The organism is Tropicimonas isoalkanivorans (assembly GCF_900112335.1).
Taxonomy (GTDB): Bacteria; Pseudomonadota; Alphaproteobacteria; order Rhodobacterales; family Rhodobacteraceae; genus Tropicimonas; species Tropicimonas isoalkanivorans.
On sequence record NZ_FOLG01000010.1, the window covers coordinates 107,605 to 119,864 of the forward strand.

12 protein-coding genes and 1 pseudogene are annotated in these 12,260 nt (G+C 61.6%); 5 read left to right on the top strand and 8 right to left on the bottom strand.

The window, feature by feature from the left end:
* Positions 1-182 precede the first annotated feature (182 nt).
* The 3 genes from BM075_RS15860 (at position 183) to BM075_RS15870 (ending at position 3,283) form a co-directional block, all read left to right on the top strand.
* The gene (locus BM075_RS15860; RefSeq protein WP_245758868.1) at positions 183-1,202 is read left to right on the top strand and encodes a Bug family tripartite tricarboxylate transporter substrate binding protein; all 1,020 of its coding nucleotides are present in this window, start codon (positions 183-185) and stop codon (positions 1,200-1,202) included.
* 84 nt (positions 1,203-1,286) lie between these two features.
* The gene (locus BM075_RS15865; RefSeq protein ID WP_093361682.1) at positions 1,287-1,775 is read left to right on the top strand and encodes a tripartite tricarboxylate transporter TctB family protein; all 489 of its coding nucleotides are present in this window, start codon (positions 1,287-1,289) and stop codon (positions 1,773-1,775) included.
* Positions 1,775-3,283 (top strand): tripartite tricarboxylate transporter permease, encoded by a 1,509-nt coding sequence (locus tag BM075_RS15870; protein ID WP_093361683.1) that lies wholly within the window; start codon positions 1,775-1,777, stop codon positions 3,281-3,283. Before BM075_RS15865 ends, BM075_RS15870 begins: the two co-directional genes overlap by 1 nt.
* A 48-nt stretch (positions 3,284-3,331) precedes the next feature.
* Here BM075_RS15870 and BM075_RS15875 read toward each other — a convergent pair whose 3' ends face one another.
* The 8 genes from BM075_RS15875 to BM075_RS15910 all read right to left on the bottom strand — a co-directional run bounded on the left by BM075_RS15875 (position 3,332) and on the right by BM075_RS15910 (position 11,210).
* A complete protein-coding gene (locus BM075_RS15875; protein WP_218152862.1) occupies positions 3,332-4,492 on the bottom strand; it encodes a 2-methylaconitate cis-trans isomerase PrpF family protein in 1,161 nt (386 codons plus the stop codon).
* Positions 4,493-4,791: 299 nt separating this feature from the next.
* Entirely contained in the window at positions 4,792-5,778 is a 987-nt protein-coding gene (locus tag BM075_RS15880) for a LacI family DNA-binding transcriptional regulator (protein ID WP_093361685.1), read from the bottom strand.
* Positions 5,779-5,847: 69 nt separating this feature from the next.
* Positions 5,848-6,351 (bottom strand): PfkB family carbohydrate kinase, encoded by a 504-nt coding sequence (locus BM075_RS15885; protein WP_143089888.1) that lies wholly within the window; start codon positions 6,349-6,351, stop codon positions 5,848-5,850.
* Positions 6,348-6,758: a D-ribose pyranase gene (gene rbsD / locus BM075_RS15890; protein WP_093361687.1), complete on the bottom strand. Its 411-nt coding sequence runs from the start codon at positions 6,756-6,758 to the stop codon at positions 6,348-6,350. The genes BM075_RS15885 and rbsD overlap by 4 nt, the downstream gene beginning before the upstream one ends.
* A complete protein-coding gene (locus BM075_RS15895) occupies positions 6,755-7,753 on the bottom strand; it encodes an ABC transporter permease (RefSeq protein WP_093361688.1) in 999 nt (332 codons plus the stop codon). Before BM075_RS15895 ends, rbsD begins: the two co-directional genes overlap by 4 nt.
* The gene (locus BM075_RS15900) at positions 7,750-9,312 is read right to left on the bottom strand and encodes a sugar ABC transporter ATP-binding protein (RefSeq protein WP_093361689.1); all 1,563 of its coding nucleotides are present in this window, start codon (positions 9,310-9,312) and stop codon (positions 7,750-7,752) included. The genes BM075_RS15895 and BM075_RS15900 overlap by 4 nt, the downstream gene beginning before the upstream one ends.
* A 78-nt stretch (positions 9,313-9,390) precedes the next feature.
* Positions 9,391-10,314, bottom strand: coding sequence for a sugar ABC transporter substrate-binding protein (locus tag BM075_RS15905; protein WP_093361690.1), 924 nt, complete (start codon positions 10,312-10,314; stop codon positions 9,391-9,393).
* Positions 10,315-10,706: 392 nt separating this feature from the next.
* On the bottom strand, positions 10,707-11,210 hold the full coding sequence (locus tag BM075_RS15910; protein WP_093361691.1) for a TetR/AcrR family transcriptional regulator: 504 nt from the start codon (positions 11,208-11,210) through the stop codon (positions 10,707-10,709).
* Positions 11,211-11,307: 97 nt separating this feature from the next.
* On the opposite strand from BM075_RS15910, the gene BM075_RS15915 reads away from it, so the two are divergent.
* Together BM075_RS15915 and BM075_RS25195 are read left to right on the top strand one after the other, a co-directional pair.
* Positions 11,308-12,075 (top strand): SDR family NAD(P)-dependent oxidoreductase, encoded by a 768-nt coding sequence (locus BM075_RS15915; RefSeq protein WP_093361692.1) that lies wholly within the window; start codon positions 11,308-11,310, stop codon positions 12,073-12,075.
* A 59-nt stretch (positions 12,076-12,134) separates the two neighbouring features.
* Positions 12,135-12,257: pseudogene (locus tag BM075_RS25195) on the top strand (oxidoreductase); the annotation flags it as partial.
* Positions 12,258-12,260 lie beyond the last annotated feature (3 nt).

Consider the following 12,260-nt stretch of genomic DNA (forward strand, 5'->3'; position numbering starts at 1 on the left):
GGTCCTTCCCGTCAGGCAGGTGCCAGCGCGGCCCCGCGATATCGAAATCCGTTCCGAGTAGTACCGAAAGACCGGGCCGCGATCCAATGGGACGATGGCATATTGATTCAGCGCGACGCGTCGTCTGGAGGTCGCGACACGATTCCCATGCGGGAAAAGTGTGCTAGTCCTTAAGTACCGGGTTGGAACCGGACGGAAAAGAAACGCAATATCCTAGGGAGGAACATCCATTGCTATTGACTCGTCTTAGCGCCGCGGCCGTCGTCGCGGCCGGCCTCGCGCTCCCCGCCTTTGCCCAGAGCATGATCGACAAGCCCGAATGCATCGCGCCGGCCAACCCCGGCGGCGGCTTCGACCTTACCTGCCGGATCGCCCAGACCGGCCTTCAACCCCATATGTCCGAGCCGGTGCAGGTGACTTTCATGCCCGGCGGAATCGGCGCGGTGGCCTTCAATCTTTTCAATACCACCCGCACCGATGACGGCTCAGCCATCGTCGCCTTCTCGACGGGGTCCCTCTTGAATATCGTCACTGGCAAGTACGGCGAATTCACCGAGAAGGACGTACGCTGGCTTGCCACCGCAGGGGCCGACTTCGGCGCCGTCGTGGTGCGGGCCGACAGCAAGTACGAGAGCCTCTCACAGCTGATGGACGACTTCGCGGCCGATCCCGGAAGTGTCGTCCTGGGGGCTGGCGGCTCGGTTGGTTCGCAGGACTGGATGAAGGGCGCTCTGTTGTTGAAGGCGGCCGGCGCGTCGCCGATGGACATGCGCTACGTTGCCTTCGACGGCGGCGGCGATGCCATCGCAGCACTGCTCGGCGGATCGATCGAGATCTACACCGGCGACGTCGGCGAGATGGTTCCGCATCTCGAATCCGGCCAGATGCGAATCCTGGCTGTGCTGTCACCGGAGCGACTCGACGAACCTTTCGCCGAATTCCCGACCGCCAAGGAGGCGGGCTACGACGTCGAGTGGACCATTCTGCGCGGCTTCTACATGGGCGGCGACGTCTCTGATGAGGACTACCAGAATTGGGTGGACGCCTTCCAGGCGGCCTATGCGACCGAGGAGTTTGCCGCCGTTCAGAAAGAGAAAGGACTGCTGCCGCTCAATATGGCCGGCGAGGAGTTGCAGGCCTCTATCGAACAGCGGGTCCAGAACCTGCGCGACATCGCGAAGGAAGCTGGCCTGATCCAGTGACCTGATGCCTTTGGGGCCCGGCCTGCGCCGCTCGCGCGGGCCGGTTACCCACTTTGGGAATTCTGATGTCTAGGGGGAGCTAACATGGCAGACCGCATCTTTGCCGGGGCGATGCTGATCGTGACGCTGGCCTATTCGGTCATCGCCTTCACCGCGATCAGCGCGCCATTCCAATACGATCCGCTCGGCCCCGAGAGTTGGCCGCGCATTCTCTCCATCGTGGCGATCATCTGCTTGCTGATCATCCTGTGGAAACCGGACACCGATGAGATCGGCGTCGCCGGGCAGACCTGGTTTCGGCTGGCCGCCACGGTTGTCCTGCTCCTGGCCTATGGGCAGCTCTACGAGCCCCTCGGTTTCATCCTCTCGACCATCCTCTTCGGTACGATCCTGTCTGCGATGCTGGGCGCTGGCATTCTGCGTGCGGTGATCTTCGGGATCGCGGCGGGCATTGGGGGATACCTGCTCTGCGCGGTGCTACTCGACCTGAACCTGCCACAGGGCGATATCATCGAGGCCCTGTTCGAAAATGCACCTGCCGAGCAGCCTGCCAATGCGGAAGGAGCCTCCTGATGGAAACCGTTCTAAGCGGCCTCGCGACTGGCTTTGGCGTCGCGCTCGACCCGTTCAATCTTTTTCTGGTGCTGGTCGGTTGCGTCGCCGGTACGCTGATCGGCGCGCTGCCGGGGCTCGGGCCGATCAACGGCGTCGCGATCCTGTTGCCGATCGCCTACAGCCTTGGCTTCAGTCCGGAATCGGCGCTGATCCTGCTCGCGGGCATATACTACGGCGCCGAGTACGGCGGGCGGATCTCCTCGATCCTGCTTAACGTTCCGGGTGACGCCGGCGCAGTGATGACCACGCTCGACGGCAACCCGATGGCGCGGGCGGGAAATGCCGGAAAGGCGCTCTCGCTCTCGGCAATTGCCTCCTTTGTCGGCGGCACATTCGCGGTGATCCTGCTGTCGCTCTTCGCGCCGGTCCTCTCGGCCTTCGCGGTCACCTTCTCGCCGGCCGATTATGTGGCACTGATGGTCTTCGCCTTTGCCTCGCTGGCCTCGCTGGTGGGCAAGAGTACGGTCAAGACTCTGCTCGGCGCCCTGATCGGACTGATGCTTGCGACCATCGGCATCGACGCCAACACGGGCATCCCGCGCTACACGTTTGGCATTCCCGACATCCTGGCCGGCATCGACTTCCTGATCGTCGTGGTCGGCCTCTTCGGCATGGCTGAGCTGTTGACGTTGGTCGAGCAGCAGGTCTCCGGCAGGCTGAAATCGTTACCGGTGGACAAGAGCTTCGTGAACTGGGCCGATCTTGCCAAGACCAAGTGGACCATCGTTCGCTGCTCGGTCATCGGCTTCTTCATCGGCATCCTGCCGGGCACCGGCGCCTCCGTTGCCTCGGCGGTTGCCTACGGCACCGAGAAAAGGATCTCAGACAACGACGGCACTTTCGGCACAGGCGACGTTCGCGGCCTCGCTGCGCCGGAAGCGGCCAACAACGCCGCCGCCGGCGGTGCAATGGTGCCAATGCTGACGCTCGGCATCCCCGGTTCGGGCACCACGGCGATCCTGCTCGGTGCACTGCTGATGTTCAATATCCAGCCGGGTCCGATGATGTTCAGCCAGCGGCCGGAAGTCGCTTGGGGCCTCATCGCCTCGATGTACATCGGCAACGTGGCGCTTCTGGTTATCAACCTGCCGCTGGTTGGGATCTTCGCACGGATGCTGACCATCCCGCAGCAATACCTGACGCCGATGATCGCGATCCTGGCCTTCATCGGGATCTACACCATTGTCGGCAACCCGTTCGACCTCATGATGATCACCGGTCTCGGCGTCTTCGGCTGGTTCCTGCGCAAGCTCGACTTCTCGCTGGCGCCGGTGATCCTTGGCTTCGTGCTGGGGGCGCTCTTCGAGAACAACCTGCGCCGGGCGCTGTCGATCTCCGGTGGAGACTGGTGGATCCTGGTCGGCAACTACAAGAGCGTCCTCCTCTATGTCCTGGCGATCCTCGTGGTGGCCCTGCCGATCTATCTCGGCCGTCGCGCCCGGCGGATGGAAGGCGACGCGGTCTAGGCCGAGGACGCCGGCCGTCCGTGACGAATTGGTGGGGCGCGACTGCGATCAGGTCGCGCCCTCCAGAAAAGCAGCCGGAACAAGAACGGCACCTTCCATCAGCCTGCGCTGCGTCCGGTAGGTGGTGGCCCAAACGGCCTCCCAGCCGTCGCGATGCCGGCGTATCTCGGCCTCGGCTGGCACCAGGCCCGACGGGGTGCCGACCAGCGTTGTCTCCGCGGACATGGCCAGCTCGCTCACAATGGTCCCTGGTATGTTGGCGGCCACGGCGACGCACATCGCCCCCGACAGCATGATCGCGCGGTGAATGTTGCCCATAGATACGGAACGGGTGGCGACATGGTAGTCGGCCGCGCCGTACCGCCGTCCGTCAAGCGCGGCGAAATCGGCCGGTGGGGCGACCATCACAAGCCTCGGAACGGAGAGCATCGCTTCGCCCGGCGTCCCTGACAGGCCCATTGCCACCGAAGCCGCGCGCCGGACCCGGTCTAACCGGTCCATCAGGTCGGTGTCCCTTTCGAGTTCCTCAGGGCCCTCGGTCGCGGATCTGGCGAAATCGGCAGCGCGGACGAAGACGACCGGGTTGGAAACGTCCACCATCGACACCTCGAACCGGCCCGTATCCGCAACTTCGAGCATGTCGCGTGGCTGGCCCGTCGGCAATAGCGCACCAGAGGCGCCACCGCCCGGATCAGCATAGTCCAGCCTGATCCGGGCGCCGGTTCCCGCGACGCCCGGGATCTCGAAGTCCCCCGCCTCAACGGCGCGCCCATGCTTTACCGGGAAACGCGCGGTGAAGTGCTTTCCGGTGTTGGTGTTGAAGACCCGAACCGTGGCGATCCCGTCGCTGACCTGCACCATGCCCTCATCGACGGCGAAGGGCCCGACCGCGGACGACATGTTCCCGCACATGGTCCCGTAGTCGACGATGGGCTCCTTCACAGCCACCTGGACGAAGGTGTAGTCCACATCTGCATCGTCGCGCGCCGAGGGCTCCACGATGACCGCTTTCGACAGCGACGAGATGCCAGCCCCCATGCCATCCAGTTGCCGCCCGTAAGGGTCCGGCGAACCGAGGACGTGGAGGAAGATGCGGTCCCGCGCCGAGCGGTCCATCGGCAGGTCACTGCCACGAAACATGACCGCTCTCGAGGTACCACCCCGACAAAAGACGGCATGTATGCGTCCTTGCCCCCCAATAACTCGCACGGCTTGCCTCCCGTCCTACGACAATCGCGGCTAACGTGGCCTCGGCCCCGCAATACCGCAAGGCCTCGTAACGAAAACGCCAAAGATCCTGCTGGCCTAACGGTGCCACATTCAGACACCGCCGCATGTTTCCTTGGATTCATGTCTCGTCGACGTCGGCATTCCTTATTGAATAGATGACTGTTGGGTGCGAAGGGCCGACCGTGGCGGCCGGTCAGAGGTCTTGCCGCGCAATCCGCACATTGCAGTGGCAACTGTCCCTCCCCTCCCGGGCATCTGGATAAAGGAGGCCAAGCCAGTCATCTCGACGTCACCGTCGACCCGCGGACAATCAGACTGCCCTTCAACTTGACGTCTTGCGCTTCTATCGACACATCCATGATCGGGGCAATGACCGCCTTGGCGAGCGCGTTGACCGGCTGCCGGATCGTGGTCAACCGCGGAAAGGCAAGCGCCGACACATCGATGTCGTCGAAGCCGGCCACGGCGAGGTCCATCGGCACGCTTAATCCACGGTCCCGGGCTGCCCGCATGACACCGATTGCGATCTGATCGCTTGCCGCTGCCACGGCTGTAGGCCTTGTCTCTGACGGTCTCGACAGAATGTCGTGCCCGATCTTTTCACCGGATTCAAAGTTGAAACGGCTATCATGTACCTCCAACTCGACGGGATCGTTCCTCGTTGTCAGGTCTCTGATCCGGTGAACGAAACCATCTCGACGCACTCTGCCCACCTCCGTGTTGGGGGGGCCTGAGATATAGCAAATTCGCCGATGACCGAGAGAGTGGAGATGCTCTGCGATCTGGACCGATCCCTCCCAATTGTCGACGCAAACCAACGGTCGGTCCTGGAAGCGGCGGTCGATCGACAGAATGGGCACCTCGCTGCCGATTGTGGCATCCGTAGAGTCCGATGATGCCACAACGATCAGCCCCCTTGGCGTGCGATCCAGCAGTGCCGTTATCTGCCGGGTTTCGGTCTCCGGGTCGTCGTGTGTGTTTGCCAGCATGACGAACTGGCCATGCGATGCCGCTTCGGTTTCGATGGCTTTTGCAAGTTGCGCGAAGAAGGGGTTGGTAATGTCGGGAATGACGAGGCCAATGACGTCCACGCGATTTGTTCGCAGGGCACGGGCGGATTGGTTCGGCTTATAGTCGAGTTCCTCGATGGCAGCCTGGACACGCTCTCTCAGGTGAGTTTTGACGGCCTTTGTTCCGGCCAGCACGCGCGACACTGTTCCGACCGATACTTCGGCACGCTTCGCCACATCGCGTATGGTCGCCATTCCGAGAACCTCGTATTTGCAGCGGTCAACAGGGCCATACAGGGAATGGGCCCCGCTGGGTATCGCGCTTCATCGTGGTACGCACACACGAACCTCTTCAAAGGTCAAAAATGCGGCCGGGTCGCCGGTTCGGGGCGTGGAACGCGCGGCGTCTTTCATTGCGAACGCAAGTGAGACCGTCGACCGAGAGATGTTCGACGTCTCGGCGGCAATCGCGCCATAGAAGAAATCCTTAGCCGCAACGGTTTCGACGGACCTGACCGCTATTGCCGGCAGGTACACGCTGGTCACGTCACTTGCGCATGGCATACCGGTTGACCCAAGTGTCACGCTATCAGCACCACCATATCGCTCCTCAACGTCCGGCGCAGCATTTTCGCGGTCGTTGGCTGGCTCGTCCTCTGGTAGCACCTCCGCTTTTGCAGCATTCGGCTTGAGAAAATCAGCAGCCGTAAAACGGTTTTCCGACGAGGGATCGGATGGCGCCGGTGCCGGATCCATGACGCGGGGCCGGCGATCCAAGGGTACTGACAGTTCCCCTTGGCCGCCGCCGACCACGGCGACTTCGCTCAAAACGCCACTCCGCTGATCAGGATGACGTTGGCATAGGGTGTCACCTCGCCCGTGCGGATGATAGCCCGAGCCTTGGCGGTACGGGCCTTGAAAGCTTCGTGGCACAGCATTTGAGTGGCAATCGGCTTGCCAGTCATTTCCGTCCATGCGTCCATTTCAGACGCAAGGCTCGCGGCCAGGTCCGGACTTGCCTCTTCGGCCCAGACTGCGCCCTCCACGACAAGCTCAAGGCGCAGCGCGGCCAGCACATCCATAAACCGCGGCAGTCCGGGGACGATGGCAAGATCGATCACTGGAACGCCGTCAGGCATCGGTAGCCCGGCATCCGCAAGGACGATTTCATCCATATGCCCCAGGCTTGAGGTCAGGGCGCTGAGATGGCGGTTGAGAAGACCTATGCGTTTCATTTCGAGGCGTACTTTGCGCGATAATAGTCGAGAATGACGGCGATGATGATGACGACGCCGGTGATCATCTGCCGCATGAAGTCGTTCAGCCCAATCAGGATCAGCCCGTTGGCAAGCACCCCGATGATGAAGGCGCCAAGCAGCGTTCCGATGACCGATCCGCGCCCGCCGCTGAGGCTCGTGCCGCCGATGATGACTGCGGCGATGGCGTTGAGTTCAAAGGCGATACCCGCGATCGGGCTGGCGATGTTGAGACGGGCCATGTAGATGATCGCGGCGATCCCGGCGCAGAGGCCGCAAATCGTGAAGGCTCCGACCTTGTACCAGAATACAGGGTGGCCGGCGAGGCGCACCGCCTCTTCGTTGTTGCCGATTCCATAGATCAGCCGACCGAACACGGTGAAGTTCAGAATGAACCAAGCAACCACCACCATTGCGAGGGCTACGAGGAACACGATCGGAATGCCGTAGATCATCGCCGAGCCGAACTCTTCGAAAGCGAATGGGAAGGAGTAAATCGTCTGGGCATCGGAGATGTGCAGCGCCGCGCCACGTGCAATGTTGAGCATCCCAAGCGTGATAATGAAGGACGGCAGGGCCCAGAAGGCGCTGACCACGCCGTTGAAGATGCCGCAGACGACGCCTGCAAGCATCCCCGCCAGAATGGCCAGGATGATGGCTTCGCCATCCCCGAGACCCGGCATGGTTATGGCTTTGCCCGCCACGACCGCAGCCAAGGCCATGACTGAGCCGACCGACAGGTCGATCCCGCCAATCAGGATCACGAAGGTCATCCCGACGGCAAGGATCAGGTTGATCGTAATCTGCGTCAGGATGTTCGTGATGTTGTTGGAGGTGAGGAAATGCTCGGTAAAGACCGAGAAGAACAGGATGATCGCCAGCAGGGCGAGGCCGATCCCGGCGTTGTTCAAGATCGACCGAAGTGAGAATCTGTGCGCGCGCGCCGCGTGCGTCGGGTTCGTGGTGTCGGTCATTGCTCTGCCCCTTGTACGCGCGCTTCCTGGCCGTAAGCCATGCGCAGGATTACTTCTTCCGAGAAGTCATCTCTCGCGAGAGTTCCCTGAACTTCGTTTTTCGACAGCACCATGATCCGGTCCGAGAGGGTCATGAGCTCCGGCATCTCCGATGAGACGACCAGCATCGCGACACCCTCTGCAACGAGGCGCTTGAGAATTGCGTAGATCTCGAACTTGGCGCCCACATCGACGCCGCGGGTCGGCTCATCGAGCATCAGAACCCGTGGGTTCCGGGCCAGCCACTTGGCGAGCACGACTTTCTGCTGGTTGCCGCCGGACAGGCTCGCCGCCGGGTCCGACGTTGTTCCGTATTTCAGGGCCAATCGTTTGCCGCCGTCGCGCGCCTGCTGCCGCTCCTGGCGAAAATTGATCAAGCCGTGTCGTGCGACGTCGCGCAGATTTACAAGGCTGATATTGGCGGCAATCGGCATTTCGAGGATCAGGCCCTCGTCCTTGCGATCTTCGGTAACAAAGCCGATGCCGCTGGCGATGGCATCCTTGGGTCCCTTGAAGCGGACCTCGCGCCCGTCGCACTCGATCCGCCCCTCCACCACTGGATCGACGCCGAACAGGCTGCGCAGGATCTCTGTGCGGCCGGAACCGACCAGCCCAGCAATGCCCAGGATCTCGCCATATCGCAGGTCGAAGGAAATCGGGGCGGTGTCGGGGCTGGCCTGCACCTTGAGCCCCTCCACGCGGAGCGCCACCTCGCCAACTTGGCTTTTCGACTGGGACGCAGGTCCGCCGGTCTCGACCGCCCGGCCAACCATGTGGCGGACAACACCCTCTGGCGTGGTGTCGGAGATGTCCTCGGTGGTGATCGTGACGCCGTTGCGGAAGACCGTGACACGGTCCGAAATCTCGAACACTTCTTCGAGGTGGTGAGACACGAATACCACGGTCACACCATTCGCCTTGATCTTGTGAACGATATCGAACAGCCGCCGGGTTTCGCGTTCCGTGAGCGTTGCGGTCGGCTCGTCGAGGATCAGCAGCCGGCTGTTTGACTGCAAAGCGCGTGCAATCTCGATCAACTGCCGGTGGGCGATGCCAAGCCTCGAAACCGGCAGGCGCACGTCCAGATCCGTCAGCCCGATTGCGGCCACCGCTTCCGTGGCCCGCCTGTTCATCTCGGCCCGGTCCAGCAGACCGAGACGGTTGCGTGGCATGGCTTCGATGGAAATGTTCTCGGCCACGCTGAGGTGGTCGAGCAGGTTGAATTCCTGATGGACGACCTGCACACCGGCCCGTTTGGCGTCGTTCGGAGTGGCTGGCGAGAATGGAACGCCATCGAATTCGATTGTTCCTGAATCGTAGCCGTAGACACCCGTCAGGACCTTGATCAGCGTCGATTTTCCGGCACCGTTCTCGCCGACGAGCGCATGCACTTCACCCTCGGCAAGGGTAAAGTCCAGGCCATCCAGCGCCTTCACGCCGCCAAAGTGCTTCTTGAGCGCACGTACACTGAGAAACGGCCGCTCGGGATTGGACGAAGGGATCGGGACCGCTCGTGTCATTTGGTTCGAACCTGTGGGGAGGGGATCTGCGTTGCATCTCTGCCCACCCAAAGGGCGGGCAGAGTTTGGGAAACAGTCCTATTCGGCCGTCACCAATTCGATCGGGGTCTTCACCCAGCCTTCCAGGGCGGGACCGCCGGCGACGACTTCCAGAGCCAGGTCAATGGCGTTCGCGGCCATGTCTGTGCCAAACTGGTCGACGGTTGCAAGCATCCGGCCATCTTCGATCATCGGGCCGACGGCCGGGATGTTGTCGAAGCCGACGACGAGGATGTCGTCACGACCCGCCGATTCCAGCGCCTTCACGACGCCAATTGCCATGGAGTCATTGGCGGCCATTACGCCCTGCACGTCGGGGTTCGCAGTGAGCATGTTGGAGAAGACCGTGTTGGCTTCTTCCGTTTCCCAGTGTGCGGTACGGCTGTCGAGCAGGTCGAGCTTGTACTCGGCCACGGAGTCCTCGAAGCCAAGACGCCGCTGTGTCGCGTTATCAGCCCCCGGGTTTCCCTCGATGATAACGACCTTGCCGCCTTCACCCAGTTTGCTCCCAAGCGCGTCTCCAGCCATTTCGGCGCCACCCCGGTTGTCCGGTCCGACAAAGGCCAGTTCCACGCCCTGTTCCTTCTTGGCCTCTTCGTCCAGCGCCACATCGAAGTTCACCACGACGATGCCGGCTTCAATTGCCTTTTTCAGCGGGCGCACCATGGCGCGGGAGTCGGCCGGAGCGATCACGATGGCATCTACGCCCTGCGTGATGAACGTGTCGACAGCGTTGATCTGAGACTCGAAATCGGTCTCGTTCTGCATACCGACGGCCTTGAGCTCATAGTCGCCGCGCGCCTTTTCGTGTTCCTTCGCGCCTTCCAGCATGTTCTGGAAGAACTCGTTGGCGAGCGACTTCATCACCAACCCGACGACCGGCTTGTCGTCCTGAGCGAATGCGGTGCCCGAAAGCAAAGCAATACCTGTCGCTGCCGCGGCAGCGAGTTTGAACAATTTCATGTAGTCCTCCCAGTTGCAACAACACCAGATCGACGCGCTCTGCCCCGCCGGTGTTCATGCGAGACGAACACGCCTTCTCGATTCGGTCAATATGAAACGTTTCATTTTTCGGGTCCCGATTGCTCGGGTGCCGAGCGTCGGCCTCGAACTGAGACCCTTAAGGGCTTCCCGGGGCTCACCATCCGGGTCACGGGAACCGCGGCAACGACCACGTGCATAGCACATCCGCTGCCGATCCGGTGATGATAGTCATTTGGCCTTCCAATGCCGCCTAGAGACTTCCTTCTCACGTCAATTAGCAGGTTCTTCTGCCATTACGGCGCCCCACCGCTTTTCCAGCGGATCGCTCCTTGCCGGATTTGCAAATGGCCGAATCCTGCAAGTTTTGACGTCTAGGCCAGACCTCTGCTGGCTTCGTCGAATGCGCTGGTGGTGCCCAATACGTTCGCGAGGAGCATTGCACCTTCGAGGGTAGCGATGACGTGCATCGCTTCTGCCCGTGACACTCCGCCGTCGATCAGGGTCTGCACCCCGTTTTCGAAGAAGCGGCGCGCCTCGGCGAGGACTTCAGGCGGCAAACTTGCCGAAGTGGCGCCCAACGCACCGCACAGGCACATGCGGCTATCGCTATGCATCGCCTTTCGGAAGGTCGCGACCCACGCGGCCGTTATATCGCTGCCACCGGCAACTTCCTTTTCGATCTCGGCCAGAAAGCGCTCGCCGTAGCGGCGGGCGACGGCTGCCGCCAGATTCTCTTTTGTCGGGAAGTGATAATGCACACTCGCGCTCTTCACGCCGACATCGGCGGCGATCTCCCGGAAACTGAAGCCGTCATAGCCCGCATTTTTGATGCGGCTCTCGGCTGCGTCGATAATCGCTAGCGCGGTTGGGTTCACTGCTCAGCCTTTCATCTACCATCCGATAGATAGACCTTGTCGAACGCGAATTCAACTGCTACATGCTGTCTATCTATCAGTAGATATGGACAACGATATGCGTTTTGAAGGAAAGACCATCGCGATCACCGGGGGCAGCTCGGGGATCGGCAAGGAAACAGCGGCACGTTTCATCGCCGAGGGCGCGAATGTTGTGATCAACGGTCGCGACAAGGAGAAGCTCGAAGCCGCCGCGCGTGACATTGATTCCACTGGAGAGAAGACAGCAATATTCGCAGGCAATATTGCCGATCCGGCCACGGGCACGGGGCTGGTCGAGACTGCCGTGTCAAACTTCGGAGCGCTCGACGTGCTGGTCAACAACGCGGGCGTCTTTAATCCCAAGCCCTTCCTCGAGCTCACCGAGGAGGATTATGACTGGTATCTGGACACAATCTTGAAGGGCAAGTTCTTCACCGCGCAAGCTGCCGCGAAGGCCATGAAAGACAACGGCGGCGTAATCGTGCAGACCGGCTCCATGTGGGCCATCCAGGCAATCGGCGCGACCCCATCGGCCGCTTATTCCGCCGCAAATGCGGGCGTCCACGCGATGGTGCGCAATCTCGCGATCGAGCTTGCCCCTCACAAGATCCGCATCAACGCAGTCGCGCCCGCGGTTGTGGAAACACCGATCTACTCCACCTTCATCCCGAAGGATGAAGTTCAGGAAGCGTTGTCCGGCTTCGATGCCTTTCATCCGCTGGGCCGCAATGGTCAGCCGCGCGATGTGGCAGAGGCGATCCTGTTCCTCGCCTCCGAACAAGCTTCGTGGATCACAGGCGCAATCCTGTCGGTGGACGGTGGCGTGACCGCTGGCCGTCAGTAGGCGCGAAGAGGGGCGGCGTTCGCGCCGCCTCTCGACCAAGGGGCTGCCGAGAACCCTATATGTTCGGCGAGGCGCAGCTCGCAAGTTGGAAGCGCGTGGTGGATGCGGTCCATGCAGAGGGTGGCCTGATCTTTCCGCAGCTTTGGCATACGGGCATTTCCCGCAAACGCGATAAGGTTCACAAT